Origin of the sequence: Geothrix sp. SG200, assembly GCF_022808935.1 — a bacterium.
GTDB lineage: Bacteria > Acidobacteriota > Holophagae > Holophagales > Holophagaceae > Geothrix > Geothrix alkalitolerans.
Window position 1 is genome coordinate 183,782 of record NZ_JAKZFR010000008.1, and the last position, 13,849, is coordinate 197,630.

Consider the following 13,849-nt stretch of genomic DNA (forward strand, 5'->3'; position numbering starts at 1 on the left):
GTCAGTTCAACCGGTACAGGAGGTCGTTGCGGCGGTCGCAGAGGATGAGGCCGCCGGAGCGGTCCAGGGCGAGCGACGTGATGCGGCCGCTGATGCCCAGGCTCTTGAAGGTGGCCTGGCGAAGCACCGCGCCATGGGGATCGAGGACCAGGACGCCCTCCCCGAAGTCGCCGCCATCCACCAGGACCGCCACCTGCCCTGCCCCATCCGAGGCCAGGGCGATCACGTTCCGGAAGGGGGCCGGGAGATCCTTGCCGTAGGGGACCACCACGCGCGGCTGGCCATCGGCATCCAGGAAGAGCAGCTTGCGATCCGCGTCCGAGGCGATGGCCATGCCGCCCGTGGGCAGGGTGGTCAGGGCGTTGGCGGTGGGGGAGGCCACGGTGCGGGAGGTGCCATCCAGGTTGAAGACGGTCAGGGCCGGGGTTTTCGCATCCGCCACCCAGAGCGACCCCCAGCGGTCCAGGGCGGCCCCGCTGGGAGCGCCGAGGTTGTTCAGCGGCATGGGGGCCGCCTGCTCCCGCGCGAGGCTGCCCTTGGAAAGAAGCCAGACCTCGCCGGTGGGCGAGACGACCATGGCCTTGGCTCCGGCTGCGGCAGGACCGGTGGGGGCCAACTCACCCCCGTGGAGCCGGAAGGCATGGTCCAGGTCGTTCTGGTAGATCAGGAGATCCCCGTCCGGTGCGGTGGCCAGGAGGATCGGCGTCCGCAGCCACTTCACCCGCCCTGCGGGCCAGGATCCTTCGTTGGTCAGGGGCGGCTTCTGGAGCCGATGCCTCACCCTCACGGTCGTGCGCCAGGCGGCTTCCTCCGCTTCGGGCGTGTGGGGGGCCAGGGTTCGCAGCCGCTGGAGCATCCGGAGGCAGCCCGGCAGATCGTCCAGGAGGTCCATGGTCTCCGCGGCCTCCAGCATGGCCCGGGGGGCCATGGCGGCGTCCGGATGAAGGCGGAAGGCCTCCACGAAGCATTGGAGGGCCCGGCCCCACTGCCCCTGGTCCCGCCAGGCGCGGCCCAGCCGGAACCGGGCCTCGGGCACGGCCGGGGACTCCGGGAAGAGGTCGATGACGCGGTTGAACTCGGCCATGGCGTCCTTGAGCTCCGCCGGGCGGCGGGCCTGCCGGGCGAGCAGGGTCCCCCTCAGCAGCAGGCCTTCCGCGGCTTCGGGGGTCCGGATGTGGTCGGCCTTGAGCCGGTCCAGGAAGGGCATGGCGGCCTCGGGCTTGTGGTTCACCTCCACCTGGAGCCGGGCAAGCCCCAGGAGGGCTCGCGGGGCGAACACGCTTCCAGGGGCGGACTGGAGCAGCTGGCCCCAGGTGTCCGCGGCCTCCTGGTAGGCCTTGGCCGCGTAGGCGCGTTCGCCGCTCTGGTACAGGCGTTCGGCCAAGTCGGCTCCCTGGGCTCGCCCGGCCACCTGGACCAGGACCAGGAGGGCGCAGAGCAGGGCGACCGGGACGCGGGACCAGACGCGGGACCTGGAGGGGACGGGCAGCATGGAAGCCTCGGGACAGAGGAAAAGCATAGCCGCGACCCGGGATCCGGTCCGGGGCCAACCGGTGGCGCCGTTGGAGCCCCGGCGGCCACGGGGAGGTGCTAGCGTCTTGGGTATGCGTGCCGCGATCTTCGCCCTCCTGGCCGTCTGCCTCCAGGCCCAGCCGCCGGCCTTCCTGGCCCAGCTCCCCCCGGCGGCCCAGGCCGAGGCCCTGGACATCATCGATCGGGCCGATTTCATCTTCGAGACCCAGACCCAACCCAAGCATGTGCGGCTGGCGAGCATGGAGAAGCTCTTCGACCACCCCCGGCTGGCCTCGGCCATGTGGCGGCACTGCCAGTTCGTGCCCGGCTTCTACGCCTTCATCCATCCAGACGGGTCCTGGAGCATCGATGACGCGCATGGGCTGAAGGGCACGCTCCGCCTGGTGTACCGGCGACCTGGGCATCGGGTCTACCTCGTGGAGGGCGTGGCCGAGAAAGGCCGTCTGAAGACACCCTTCGCCGTGAAGGCGAAGATGCTCACCTCGTACCGCTACTGGGAGGGGAAGAACGGCTTCGAGACCCACCTCCAGACCTGGACGGCTTTGGACTCCGCCCTGCTGGGGGCCATCGCCCGACCCTTCAGGGGCTACATCAAGCACCGGCAGGATGAGTTCATCGCCTACATCAACGGGAACGTCGCCACCTTCGGCGAGTTCGCCGACCTGAGCCCCCAGGACTTCCACGGCCCCCTCAAGCGGGACGGCGATGCCATCGCCCTCCGCGAGTTCGAGACCCTGTTCCTGAGGAAGTGATGGGGGTTCCCTTCACGGAGGCGATCGGGGGTCCTTTTCGGACTCTCTTCCGGGCTTTGGTCCGACCCTCCGAGGCGTTCACCGATCCGCCGCCCACCCTTGGCCGGGCCCTGGCCCGGATGCTGGCGGTGTGGGTGCCGCTGTCCCTGGCCAACACCGGCCTGACGGTCTGGCGAGCGCTCGAGTCCTATGATCAGCTTCGGCGCAGCGCCCCGCCAACCTGGCTGGAGCAGGCCCTGGGCGCCGATCCGGACGTGCTGCGGGAACTGCTCCGGTCCCTCCCGCCCTCACCGGCATTCGGCCACGTCTGGCCCTGGCTGCTGCTGGTCGTGCCCCTGGGCGTGCTGGGGACCTGGATCCATGACGCCGTCTGGGACCACGCCGGGCTGTGGCTGGTGGGGGGGCTGAAGGCGAAGCGCGGCTTCCGGGCCACCCTGGTGGCCGAGGCCGAGGCCCTGCGCATTACGGCCCTGGGCACGCTGATCGGCCTGCTGGGCTTCCTGCCCGTCTTCGGCCCACTGCTGTTCCTCCCGCTGCTGGCCCTGGATGGCTACCTGTGGCTCTTCCGCGGCTTCGCCCTGGGGGCCAGGCACGGCTGTGGCGTCTGGCGGGGAATGGCCGCCACCGTGGTCCATGCCGCCCTGCTGGGAACCTGTGCGCTCGGCTTGGCGGTGGTCCTGCTGGCGATGCTGCGGGTGGGCCCGTGAGGCGGGTGCCCTGGATCGCGCTGGTGGCCCTGGCCCTGGGGCTGACCGTCCGGCTGGCGGGCTTCCTGGCCCCCTGGGCCGGTCTGCTTCCCGGCTGCGCCTTCAAGCGCGTCACGGGGGTCGCCTGCGCCACCTGCGGGCTGACACGCGGCACCCTGGCCCTGGGTCAGGGCCAGTGGGGAGCGGCCCTTCATTGGTACCCGGCCCTGGCGATCCTCGCCGCCGCGGCGCCCGTCGCGATCCTCTGGGACCTCCGCCGGGCCTGGCGGGGCGATCCCTATCCGCCGCTTCCGGATTCCCGGGGCCTCCGGGTCGGGGCCTGGCTCCTGCTGGCCGGGATCTGGGCGCTCCAGGCGGCCCGGGGGATCTAGAGGCCCGGGTTTTGCCATGGCCCGCCAGTGCGGTCATGCTGTCAGCACGCATTGCCGGAGTCCCATCATGTTCCAGAAACTCCTGGATCGGCTCATCGAACAGGTGCCCGAGGCCTTGGCCGCGACCTTCAACGATCGCGACGGGGATCCCATCTGCTCCCGCACCATCCAGGTCTCCAACGAGGGGCTGCAGCTTCTCGGGGCCTACCAGCATGTGGTGAAGCGGCACCTCCAGCAGGCGGTGGAGGAGTTCGACCGCGGCGAGGTCAAGCAGGTGGCCTTCGCCACGGAGCAGCACTGGATCCTCATGATGGGCGCCAAGGAGCAGTGCACGCTGGTGCTGGTGATGCAGCGGGACGGCCTGCTTGGCCGGGCCCGCTTCTACATGGAGAAGGCCGTCGAGGCCCTGAACGCCGAACTGTAGGGAGCCCCGATGGAACGCCTCATGGGTCTGGCCGGAATCGTGGCCTTCATGGCCATTGCGTACGCGCTGTCGCACAAGCGCAGCGCCATCCACTGGCGGACCATCGCCTGGGGGCTCGCCCTCCAGTGGGTCTTCGCCCTGATCGTCCTCAAGGGTTCGGCCATCGCGGGGCTGCTGTCCTTCCTGCCCTTCCCGAAAGGGGCCGGGTGGGTGGTGCTGCTGCTGATGTTCACGCCCATGCTGCTCCGGAGGTTCGCGTCCTACGAGAACAGGCCCCTCAACTGGGGCCTCTTCGGCGTCATCGTCCTGGGCCTGCTCCGGGGCAACCTGGTGGGCTCCACCTTCGACAAGATGCGCGTGGTGGTCGAGCACCTCATGGCCTACGCCCACGAGGGCGCCAGCTTCGTCTTCGGCTCGCTCTCCGACGGGCCAGGCGGCAAGGTGGGCATGGTGTTCGCCTTCGCCGTGCTGCCCACCATCATCTTCGTGGCCTCCATCTTCGCGGTGCTCTACTACATGGGCGTCATGCAGTGGGTGGTGGGCGCGGCGGCCCGGGCCATGGGGCGCTTCCTCAAGGTTTCGGGGGCCGAGAGCGTGAGCGTGGCCGCCAGCATCCTCATGGGACAGACCGAGGCACCCCTCACCATCCGACCCTTCCTGGCGCGCATGACCCGCAGCGAGCTCATGGTGATCATGACGGCGGGCATGGCCCACGTGTCCGGCAGCATCATGGTGGCTTACGTGCAGGTGGCCCACGTGGACATCGTCCACCTGCTCACGGCCGTGATCATGACGGCCCCCGGCGCGGTGATGATGGCCAAGCTCCTGGAGCCCGAGACCGAGGTGCCCGAGACCGCCGGCGAGGTGAAGGTCGACATCCCCACCCATGATGCCAACGTGCTGGACGCGGCCGCCCGCGGCGCCTTCGAGGGTGGCCAGTTGGCCTTCAATGTGGCGGTCATGCTCATCGCCTTCATCGCCCTGATCTATCTGATCAACGGGCTGATGAAGGCCATCCATCCGGGCTTCAGCCTGGAGGTGGTGCTGGGCACGGTGTTCAAGCCCTTCGCCTACCTCATGGGCGTGCCCTGGATCGAGGCCGGCCAGGTGGGGTCCCTCCTGGGCAAGCGCATGGTGGTGAACGAGTTCGTGGCCTTCCTGGACCTGGGAGCCATGACCAACCTCTCCGCCAAGGCCCGGCTGATTTCGACCTTCGCCCTGTGCGGCTTCGCGAACTTCAGCAGCATCGCCATCCAGGTGGGGGGCATCGGGGCCCTGGTGCCCGAGCGCCGGGGCGACCTGGCCCGCCTGGGCCTGCGGGCCATGCTGGCTGGCACCCTGGCCAACTTCCTGAGTGCGTGTATCGCAGGGATCTTGACCTAGAAAAAAACAGTACGAAAAAATCGATATTCCAACAACTGTTATCCAGGGATAGAGTGGAAGGGCTGGAGGTGGTTTGGATGGCCCGTTTCAGGACCCTGGTGTGCTCGTGCGCCCTCGTTTCTCTGCCGCTCGCGGCTGGAGACTATGACGCTCTCGTCGGGACCATGGGGAAGGCCTGGCCCCAGGTGAAGACCCTCGCGGTGGTCTGCGACGCGGCGGGCAGCAAGAAGGCCGTCGCCGCCCTGACCGCGGCCGGGGACGGCTTCAAGGTCCTGGTCGTGGATATCAAGGGGCCCCAGGATGTGGGCCGGGCGGTCGCCGCCCTGTCGGGCCGGAAGCCGGACGCGGTCGTGCTCCTGGCAGGTGATCATGTGGCCGGGGACGGCACCTCCGTGGCCAGCTTCATCATCCAGCGCATGGCGATCCAGAAGATCCCCACCGTGGCCACCACCGAGGCGGCCGTGAAGCAGGGGGCCGTGTTGGCCATCGGACCGGGGACCGGGGGCCGATTGCTGGCCAACGTCAAGGTCGCCAACGTGGTGGGCGTGCCTGTGCCCCCGGGCGCGACCACCTTCTGACGTCCTGGCTGAACACCAGCGGAAAGGGGCTGCCTGGCAGCCCCTTTCCGCTGGTACCGATCAGTGGACGTGCGCCAGATCCTCGGCTCCGTCCCTCGGCGGCTCGATCCCGCGCCAGCCGGCCTTCCAGGCCAGGTTCAGCATGAGGCCCAGGGTGATGTAGGCGGCGAAGAAGCCCACGAAAAACCGCTGCTGAAGAAGGATCATCAACGCGAAGATCAACACGATGGTGAAGCTGGTCAGCATGGCGGCGCGGGGGCTGCCAGCGCGCTTCTTGAAGCTTGGGAATCGGATCGTGGAGACCATCAGGAGGCCGACCAGGAACAGCTCCGCGGCGAACGCGTAGGCATGAAGGGCCATTGCCGGGGGCGTGGGCCTCCAGATGATCACGGAGGCCACGCAGGCCGCTCCGGCCGGGATGGGAAGGCCCACGAAGTAGCGGGGATCCACGGCGCCCACTTGCACGTTGAAGCGCGCCAGGCGCAGCGCGCCGCACGCCGTGAAGACGAAGCAGGCCGCCCAGCCCACGGCCCGCAGGTGGGAATCCTGGATGCCCAGGTGGAAGAATCCGTACCGGTAGGCGAGGATGGCCGGGGCCATGCCGAAACTGACCACGTCCGCCAGGCTGTCCAGCTGCACGCCGAATTCCGTGGCCGTGTTGGTGGCCCGGGCCACCCGGCCGTCCAGGCCGTCGAAAACCCCTGCCAGCACCAGCAGGCCCGCGGCCCAGAGGAAATAGCGCTCGGGGGTGGCGCCGGCGGCGTTGATGGACATGACCACGCTGGAGAAGCCGCAGAAGATGGAGGCCATGGTGATGCTGGAGGGCAGCACGAACATGGACCGACGCATGGCGCGCTTCCGGCGGTCGCGGCGTTCCTCTGGGCTCAAACGGGGTCGCATGGGGCCATTTTCTCACATCCCGCAGAGTCCCGTGGCCGGAGATCGGGGCGGGTATCCTGTCACCCTTCGGAGGCCCGGGTGAAGCAGGTGGTGGTGATTGGCGGGGGACATGCGGGCATAGAAGCTGCGCACATCGCCGCCCGGCTGGGGGCGGCCACGACCCTCCTCACCATGAACCTGGACCAGATTGGCCAGATGAGCTGCAACCCCAGCATCGGCGGGGTGGGCAAGGGCCACATGGTGCGCGAGCTGGATGCCCTGGGTGGCGCCATGGGGCGCCTCATCGACGCCACGGGCATCCACTTCCGCATCCTCAACGAGAGCCGGGGCGTGGCCGTGCGCGGCCCCCGGGCCCAGGCGGACAAAGTGAAGTACCGCATCGCCGCCCGCGCCCTGCTGGAGCACACGCCGAACCTGCACCTCCGCCAAGGCATCGCGGCGGCTCTCCTCTGGTCCGAGGGCACCCGTGGCCTCCGCGGGGTGGAGCTGCTGGACGGTTCTGTGCTGCCCTGCGACGCCGTGGTCGTCACCAGCGGAACCTTCCTCCACGGGCGCATCCTCATCGGCGAGCGCCGCATCGAGGCGGGCCGGGCCGGGGAGCCCGCCAGCACACATCTGGCGGAGCAGCTGCGAAGCCTGGGGCTGCGCCACCGGCGCCTGAAGACCGGCACCAGCCCGCGCCTGGCGAAGGCCAGCATCGACTTTGCGCGCCTGGAGGTCCAGCCCGGCGACGACCCGCCCCGCCCCTTCAGCTTCTTCAGCCCGGGCATCCCCCAGCCCCAGGTGCCCTGCCACATCGTGCACACCACGGCGGAGACAGAGGCCATCGTGCGGGAGAACCTTCCGAAGTCGAGCCTCTACGGCGGGCACATCGAAGGCGTCGGGCCCCGGTACTGTCCCTCCATCGAGGACAAGTTCGTGAAGTTCCCGGACAAGGGACGGCACCAGATCTTCGTGGAGCCCGAGAGCCTGGAGACCGAGGAGATCTACCTGGCGGGCCTCTCCACCTCCATGCCGCCGGACGTGCAGCTCCGCATGGTGCGGAGCCTCCCGGGCTTCGAAGCCGCCGAGATCCTGCGCCCCGGCTACGCCATCGAGTACGACAGCTTTGATCCCCTGCAGCTTCGACGGGATCTCTCCGTGACGGGCCTGGAAGGCGTCTGGTTCGCGGGCCAGATCAACGGCACCACGGGCTACGAGGAGGCCGCCGGCCAGGGCCTGCTGGCGGGCATCAACGCCGCGCGCTGGCTGGAAGACAGGGAACCGGTGGTGCTCGGCCGGGACCAGGCCTACCTGGGCGTGATGATCGATGACCTCGTCACCAAGGGCACGGACGAGCCCTACCGCATGCTCACGGCCCGGGCCGAGCACCGCCTGGGCCTGGCCTGCGACCTGGCGGACGCCCGTCTTCTTGACGTCGCCCGGGACCTGGGGGCCCTCCAGCCCGGGGAACTGGCCCTGGTGGAGGCCAAGGTGGCGCGGCGGGAACGGCTGCGGGCCCAGTGCGAGGCCGCCTGGGTGACCCAGACCAGCCCCTTCGGGCCCGTGGCCGCGTCCGCCGGGCTGGGATTGGAGGCCGGGCTGTCTCTGTCGGACCTGCTCCGCCGGCAGCAGATGGGACCTGAGCAGGCCGGAGCCTGCCTGGCCCTGCTGGACGGGTGGGCCGCCCCTGGGCCCGGCTGGGATCCGGACCGGGAGCGGGACCTGCTGCTCTTCGAGCTGCGCTACGCCCCCTACCGCGAGCGGGAGGCCCGCCTCCTCGAGGGCCACCGGGCCTGGGACCACGTGAGGATCCCCGCGGACTTCCGCATCGAGCACCTTCACGGCCTGTCGAAGGAAGTATTGGAAAAGCTAATCTTGCACCGGCCCGAAACCCTGGGGCAGGCCAGCCGGATCCCCGGCATCACCCCGGCCGCCGTGACCCTGCTGCACCTGCATATTCATCGTTCCTCGCGCATATAGTTTTTTGTGATTTTATCCTTGATCTTCCATGTAACTGGAATCTTAGACTGGGGGTGTTCGTCTTCGGGAGGGTCCCATGTCGACCGTCATTGACCTCCACCCCGCACCTGCTCCGGCCCCTGCCCCGGCTTCTGCTGCGCCACGCATGCTGAAGATTGGCCAGCTCGCCGCCCGTTCGGGCCTGACAGCCAGGAACCTGCGCTTCTATGCCGACGCCGGGGTCTTCGGCGAGCTGCCGCGGTCTCCGAAGGGCTACCGCCTGTTCCCCCCCCAGGCCGTCCAGTGGGTGCGGATCCTGAAGGCCTCCCAGGCGGCGGGGTTCACCCTCGACGAGGTGCAGGAACTGCTCCGGGCCCTGCGGCAGGACAGCGCCCCCTGCGCCCATGTGCGCGATGCCCTCGGCGGCAAGCTCAGGGCCCTCGAAAGCAAGCTGGCCGAGATCCAGCTGCTGGTCGAGATCCTCCGCGTCACCCTGGGCACCCCCGACGGACAGAGCAGCGACCTCGGCTGCAACCTGATGGAAACCCTGCTCGCTGAAGCCAAGCGCCTGCCAGCCCTGATGGAACTGCGGGCCTGACCCCCCGGGAGAACCCATGAACACCCAGACCTATCGTGTGACCGGCATGACTTGCGGGGGCTGTGTCCGTCACGTGGACAAGGCGTTGCGCGCCACGCCCGGCGTCACGGACGTGGTGGTGGACCTTTCCAAAAGCTCCGCCACCGTGAGCGGCACCGCGACCTTCGAGGCCCTGTCGGCGGCGGTGGCCGAGGCCGGCTACCAGATGTCGGAACAGGCCTAGGCCCCGTCCGGAAGGCATATGAGCGTCGAGACCTACACCGTCACAGGCATGACCTGTGCGTCCTGCGTGCGCCATGTGGAAAAGGCCCTGGCCACATCACCCGGCGTCCGGGCCGCCTCCGTCAACCTGGCCACCGCCACCGCCACGGTGGAAGGCGAGGCCAGCTTCGAGACTCTGGCGGCGCAGGTCGAGGATGCGGGCTATGGCCTGGGCCGGCCCCGGGCCGACCAGCTCGTCGCCCAGGCAGACGACGATCCGGCACCCGCCCGGAACCGGATGCTCGTGGCCCTCATCCTCACGGCTCCGCTCCTGCTCGCCATGGTCCCCGGCCTGGGGCTCCACCTGCCGGGCTGGCTCCAGGCGGTCCTTTCGGCGCCCGTGGTCTTCTGGGCGGGCTGGGGCTTCTTCGTCCGGGCGGGACGTCAGGCGCGGCATGGCCAAGCCTCCATGGACACGCTCATCGCCCTGGGCTCGGGCGTCGCCTGGCTGTTCGCCGTGGCGGAATGGCTGAATGGCGTCCACCACCTCAGCTTCGAGACGGCAGCCGCCCTGGTGGCCTTCCTGCTGACGGGCAAGTACCTGGAGGCCCGCGCCAAGGCCAAGGCCGCGGACGCACTGAAGGAGCTGCTGGCCCTCGCGCCGCCCACGGCCCTGCGCCTCGGTGCCGATGGCTCCGTGGCGGAGGTCCCGGTGGGGGACCTGCATCCCGGCGACCGGGTGCGGGTGCTCCCGGGTCACGCGGTGCCGGCCGATGGCCGCGTGATCGCCGGCCAGGCAGAGGTGGATGAATCCATGCTCACCGGCGAGCCCCTTCCCGTGCCCAAGGGAGTTGGCGAAGGCCTGGTGGCAGGGACCGTGGTGCACGGTTCCATGCTCGAGATGGAGATCCAGGCCGTGGGAGCACAGACCCAACTCGCCCGCATGGCCGCACTGGTGGCGCAGGCGCAAGGCTCCAAGGCCCCGGCCCAGGATCTGGCGGACCGCATCAGCGCCGTCTTCGTACCCGCCATCCTGGTTCTTGCCATGCTGACCCTGTCGGGATGGTGGATGGCTACGGGGGCCCTGGCCGAGGCTTGGCGACCGGCCGTCACCCTCCTGGTGATCGCCTGCCCCTGTGCCCTCGGCCTCGCCACGCCGGTGGCGGTCATGGTGGGCCTGGGCTCCGCGGCGCGGAAGGGTGTGCTGGTGCGGGACGCCGCCGCCCTCGAGGCCCTGGGGCAGGCCACGGACCTGGCGTTCGACAAGACCGGGACCATCACGGAAGGGCGGCCCCGCCTGCGCCGGATCGTGGGGACCTCGGCCATGGCCGAAGCGGACCTGCTGCGGCTCGCGGCGAGCCTGGAGCGGGATTCCGAGCACCCCATCGCCCGGGGGCTGGTCGTGGCCCATGGGGCTCATGGCGGCGCCTTGAAGGAGGTGTCCTCCTTCCGGGCCCATCCCGGCGGGGGCGTCAGCGGCGAGATTGAAGGGACGGCCTGGCGGCTGGGCAGCGCCGCGTTCCTCGGGGTGACCTTCCCCAGGGTGGATGAGGATGGAATCGCCGTGGGCCTGGCGGACGGCTCGGGCCTGAAGGGCGTGTTCATCCTGGGCGACCGGCTCCGGAGCGAGAGCTCCGCGGTGGTCGGGCAGCTCAAGCAGCAGGGCCTGCGCCTCCATCTGTTCACCGGAGACCGCCCCGAGCCGGCCGCCCGCATGGCGGAGGCCGTCGGCATCTCCTCCGTTTCCGCGGGCCTGCGTCCCGAGGACAAGCTCACGCAGATCCGGGACCTCCAGGTCCAGGGCGCCGTGGTCGGCTTCGTGGGTGATGGGGTGAACGATGCGCCGGCCCTCGCCCAGGCGGACTGCGGCATCGCCATGGGCTCGGGCGCGGGCGAGCAGGGCACGGGCGCGGCCATGGCGGCAGCTCCCCTGGTGCTGCTGCGGCCGGGGCTCGATCCCATCCTGGCCGCACGGCGGCTCGCTCTGCGGACTCACCGCATCATCCGGCAGAACCTCGGCTGGGCCTTCGGCTACAACCTGGTGCTGGTGCCCCTGGCGGCCTCCGGCCAGCTGGAGCGGTTCGGCGGGCCCATGCTGGCGGGGCTGGCCATGGGCCTCAGCTCCCTCACCGTGGTCCTGAACGCGCTGCGCCTGCGGCGGTAAAGCGGCAGACGCGCTAGAGGCGCTTCGCCAGCTCCTTGAGGTAGGTGGCGAAGTCGTCCCGCAGATCCTCTCGCTTGAGGGCGAACTCCACATTGGCCTTCAGGTAGTCGAGCTTGTTCCCGGTGTCGAAGCGCTGCGCGGGGATCGGGGCGGCCACCAGGCGGTCCTCCTTGGCGAGGAGAGCCAGGGCATCCGTGAGCTGGTACTCGCCGCCGACCCCTGGCTTGAGGGCGGCCAGATGGTCGAAAACGCGGGGCTCCAGCACATAGCGCCCCACCACGGCCCACCGGCTGGGCGCGTCTTCGGGTTTCGGCTTTTCGACAATCGCTGTCACGTCCCACATGGACTCGCGGTCGCGGGGAGCGCTGACGATGCCGTACCGCGAGACGTGATCCTCCGGAACCTCCTGGACGCCCACCACGGACTTCCCCGTGGCGTGATAGGCGGTGATGAGGGCCTCGAGGGCCGAATCGCGCTCGTCGAAGACATCGTCGCCCAGGAGCAGCGCGAAGGGCTCATCGCCCACGGCATGGCGGGCGCAGAGCACCGCGTGGCCCAGACCCAGCGGCTCGCCCTGGCGCACGTAGGCGAACTGCGCGAGGTGGGTGATGTCCCGCACGAGGTCGAGGTCGTCATGCTTCCCGCGCCGGCGGAGGGTGTCCTCGAGTTCGTAGGCGACGTCGAAATGATTCTCGATGGCGCCCTTTCCGCGCCCGGTCACCAGCACGATGCTCTCCACCCCGGCGCGGATGGCCTCCTCCACCACGTACTGGATCACGGGCGTGTCGACCAGCGGCAGCATCTCTTTGGGCTGGGCCTTGGTGGCGGGCAGGAAGCGCGTGCCCAGGCCGGCCACGGGAATAACGGCTTTCCGGAGGGTTCGCATAGGGGCTCCGTGGATCATGATGGCCTAAGATGGCTGCGATGGGAGGACCCTGAATGGACCCGAAGGCGTTGTGGAGACAGATGGTTGGACATCCCATGTCGGGATGGCGGTCGGTGGAGGGCCCGGCCCTGCCTGCGTCCCTGGGGCCCGGCCGCCTGCTCTGGTGCGGGATCGGAGGCTCCGTGCTGCCGGCGGACGCGCTCATCCAGGCCCTGGCCGAGGCGCCGTTCCGCCGTCGCTGGCACCCGCTGACCTCGCCCGAGCCCAATGACCTGCGCCTGGAGCCTGAGGATCAGCTGGTGTTCGCCTCCAAGAGCGGACGCACGCTGGAGCTCTGGAGCTGGATCGGGCGGTTGCGCGCCCAGGAGGGCTGGGGACGCTGGCATCGGGCGCCCATCGCCATCACCCAGGACGATGAGAATCCGCTGGCGCAGCTGGCCCGGGCCGAAGGGTGGACGCTGCTGCCGATCCCGGTGGAGGTGGGCGGGCGCTACTCGGCCTTCACGCCCATCGGGACGCTTCCGCTGCACTGGGCTGGTCGGGATGCCGGCCGCTTCCTCGCTGGCGCCCGCGAGGCGCTGACGCAGGCGGAGCAAGGACATGGCCCCTGGGGCGAGCGCGTGTGGGACATGGTCGGAACCCTGACCAAGGGCTATCTGAGCGGCGTGGATCAGTGGGTGATCATGCCCTACGCCACGCGCCTGGAGACCGTGGGCGGATGGTGGGTGCAGTTGATCGCGGAAAGCCTCGGCAAGCAGGCGAAGGACGGCAGCCGACGCGGCTTCACGCCCATCCGAGCCGTGGGTCCCCAGGACCAGCACGCCCAGCTGCAGCGCTGGCTCGACGGCCCGCGCAACGTCGGCGTGGTGATGGTCACCGTCGGTTCCGGGGAAGGGGTGGAGCCTTCTGATCCGCCGGTCCAATGCCCCTTCCCGGGGCTGGGTCGCCGGGGCGGCGCGGAGGTGGTCCGCGCCCAGGCGGAGGGAACCCGCGAGGCGCTCGAAGACGCTGGTGTGCCGGTCATCCATTGGCACCTGGAGGCGCTCGACGAAGCATCGCTGGGCGCCTTCCTCATGGCCTGGCAGCTGGTGGTCGGGTTGTGCGGCATGGCGCTCGAAGTGGACCCCTTCGATCAGCCCGCAGTGGAATCAGGCAAGCGGCGCACCCTTCTGAAACTGGGGATTTCCTAGGCGCCAGCTGGCGTTTTCCCCAGAGACGCAACATTGGCGCGCCCCTTCTGAAAAATTTCCGCTTGCGTCGAAGCGCTCCCCTGGTAATCTAAACGTCCTGCGCAGTTGAGGCTGCGGGGTGCCGGGAAGGGCTGGAAGGTTCTTCCGGACCGTGCGAGAGCGCGGAGGGCGTCTTTGAAAACCGGATAGAAGATAGGAAGCCTTTGAGGGTTCCGCGGGAC

Annotated in this window: 14 protein-coding genes; 11 read left to right on the forward strand and 3 right to left on the reverse strand. The window is 69.6% G+C overall.

All coding sequences use genetic code 11. The annotated features are described in order from the left end of the window. Position 1: 1 nt before the first annotated feature. Positions 2-1,492, reverse strand: a complete 1,491-nt coding sequence (gene bamD, locus ML539_RS15185; RefSeq protein WP_243325278.1) for an outer membrane protein assembly factor BamD — start codon at positions 1,490-1,492, stop codon at positions 2-4. 112 nt (positions 1,493-1,604) lie between these two features. On the opposite strand from bamD, the gene ML539_RS15190 reads away from it, so the two are divergent. The 6 genes from ML539_RS15190 to ML539_RS15215 all read left to right on the forward strand — a co-directional run bounded on the left by ML539_RS15190 (position 1,605) and on the right by ML539_RS15215 (position 5,748). After that, positions 1,605-2,285: a hypothetical protein gene (locus ML539_RS15190; RefSeq protein WP_243325279.1), complete on the forward strand. Its 681-nt coding sequence runs from the start codon at positions 1,605-1,607 to the stop codon at positions 2,283-2,285. A 56-nt stretch (positions 2,286-2,341) separates the two neighbouring features. Next, the gene (locus tag ML539_RS15195) at positions 2,342-2,992 is read left to right on the forward strand and encodes a hypothetical protein (RefSeq protein ID WP_243325280.1); all 651 of its coding nucleotides are present in this window, start codon (positions 2,342-2,344) and stop codon (positions 2,990-2,992) included. After that, complete coding sequence (locus ML539_RS15200; RefSeq protein WP_243325281.1) at positions 2,989-3,363, forward strand: DUF2752 domain-containing protein; 375 nt, start codon at positions 2,989-2,991, stop codon at positions 3,361-3,363. The genes ML539_RS15195 and ML539_RS15200 overlap by 4 nt, the downstream gene beginning before the upstream one ends. A 67-nt stretch (positions 3,364-3,430) precedes the next feature. After that, positions 3,431-3,787: a roadblock/LC7 domain-containing protein gene (locus tag ML539_RS15205; RefSeq protein ID WP_243295441.1), complete on the forward strand. Its 357-nt coding sequence runs from the start codon at positions 3,431-3,433 to the stop codon at positions 3,785-3,787. A 9-nt stretch (positions 3,788-3,796) separates the two neighbouring features. After that, positions 3,797-5,170: a nucleoside transporter C-terminal domain-containing protein gene (locus ML539_RS15210; protein ID WP_243325282.1), complete on the forward strand. Its 1,374-nt coding sequence runs from the start codon at positions 3,797-3,799 to the stop codon at positions 5,168-5,170. A gap of 77 nt (positions 5,171-5,247) precedes the next feature. Further along, complete coding sequence (locus tag ML539_RS15215) at positions 5,248-5,748, forward strand: hypothetical protein (protein WP_243325283.1); 501 nt, start codon at positions 5,248-5,250, stop codon at positions 5,746-5,748. A gap of 60 nt (positions 5,749-5,808) precedes the next feature. On the opposite strand, the gene pssA is transcribed toward ML539_RS15215, so the two are convergent. Continuing rightward, positions 5,809-6,597 (reverse strand): CDP-diacylglycerol--serine O-phosphatidyltransferase, encoded by a 789-nt coding sequence (gene pssA / locus ML539_RS15220; RefSeq protein WP_243325284.1) that lies wholly within the window; start codon positions 6,595-6,597, stop codon positions 5,809-5,811. A gap of 129 nt (positions 6,598-6,726) precedes the next feature. On the opposite strand from pssA, the gene mnmG reads away from it, so the two are divergent. From mnmG to ML539_RS15240, 4 genes are all read left to right on the forward strand, one after another. Next, a complete protein-coding gene (gene mnmG / locus ML539_RS15225; RefSeq protein ID WP_243325285.1) occupies positions 6,727-8,610 on the forward strand; it encodes a tRNA uridine-5-carboxymethylaminomethyl(34) synthesis enzyme MnmG in 1,884 nt (627 codons plus the stop codon). A gap of 76 nt (positions 8,611-8,686) precedes the next feature. Then, positions 8,687-9,187, forward strand: a complete 501-nt coding sequence (locus ML539_RS15230) for a MerR family transcriptional regulator (RefSeq protein ID WP_243325286.1) — start codon at positions 8,687-8,689, stop codon at positions 9,185-9,187. 16 nt (positions 9,188-9,203) lie between these two features. Beyond that, a complete protein-coding gene (locus ML539_RS15235; RefSeq protein ID WP_243325287.1) occupies positions 9,204-9,410 on the forward strand; it encodes a heavy metal-associated domain-containing protein in 207 nt (68 codons plus the stop codon). Between the two features lie 18 nt (positions 9,411-9,428). After that, positions 9,429-11,552, forward strand: a complete 2,124-nt coding sequence (locus ML539_RS15240; RefSeq protein ID WP_243325289.1) for a cation-translocating P-type ATPase — start codon at positions 9,429-9,431, stop codon at positions 11,550-11,552. Positions 11,553-11,565: 13 nt separating this feature from the next. Here the strand turns inward: ML539_RS15240 and galU are convergent, their stop codons facing one another. Then, positions 11,566-12,438, reverse strand: coding sequence for a UTP--glucose-1-phosphate uridylyltransferase GalU (gene galU / locus ML539_RS15245; protein WP_243325292.1), 873 nt, complete (start codon positions 12,436-12,438; stop codon positions 11,566-11,568). Positions 12,439-12,533: 95 nt separating this feature from the next. Between galU and ML539_RS15250 the strand changes: the two genes are divergently transcribed. Then, a complete protein-coding gene (locus ML539_RS15250; protein ID WP_243325294.1) occupies positions 12,534-13,628 on the forward strand; it encodes a hypothetical protein in 1,095 nt (364 codons plus the stop codon). Positions 13,629-13,849 lie beyond the last annotated feature (221 nt).

Bases quoted from the DNA above. Each gene is read 5' to 3' on its own strand.
- bamD (WP_243325278.1), bottom strand. From the start codon at position 1,492: ATGCTGCCCGTCCCCTCCAGGTCCCGCGTCTGGTCCCGCGTCCCGGTC.
- ML539_RS15190 (WP_243325279.1), top strand. From the start codon at position 1,605: ATGCGTGCCGCGATCTTCGCCCTCCTGGCCGTCTGCCTCCAGGCCCAG.
- ML539_RS15205 (WP_243295441.1), top strand. From the start codon at position 3,431: ATGTTCCAGAAACTCCTGGATCGGCTCATCGAACAGGTGCCCGAGGCC.
- ML539_RS15210 (WP_243325282.1), top strand. From the start codon at position 3,797: ATGGAACGCCTCATGGGTCTGGCCGGAATCGTGGCCTTCATGGCCATT.
- ML539_RS15215 (WP_243325283.1), top strand. From the start codon at position 5,248: ATGGCCCGTTTCAGGACCCTGGTGTGCTCGTGCGCCCTCGTTTCTCTG.
- pssA (WP_243325284.1), bottom strand. From the start codon at position 6,597: ATGCGTCGGTCCATGTTCGTGCTGCCCTCCAGCATCACCATGGCCTCC.
- ML539_RS15230 (WP_243325286.1), top strand. From the start codon at position 8,687: ATGTCGACCGTCATTGACCTCCACCCCGCACCTGCTCCGGCCCCTGCC.
- ML539_RS15235 (WP_243325287.1), top strand. From the start codon at position 9,204: ATGAACACCCAGACCTATCGTGTGACCGGCATGACTTGCGGGGGCTGT.
- ML539_RS15240 (WP_243325289.1), top strand. From the start codon at position 9,429: ATGAGCGTCGAGACCTACACCGTCACAGGCATGACCTGTGCGTCCTGC.
- galU (WP_243325292.1), bottom strand. From the start codon at position 12,438: ATGCGAACCCTCCGGAAAGCCGTTATTCCCGTGGCCGGCCTGGGCACG.
- ML539_RS15250 (WP_243325294.1), top strand. From the start codon at position 12,534: ATGTCGGGATGGCGGTCGGTGGAGGGCCCGGCCCTGCCTGCGTCCCTG.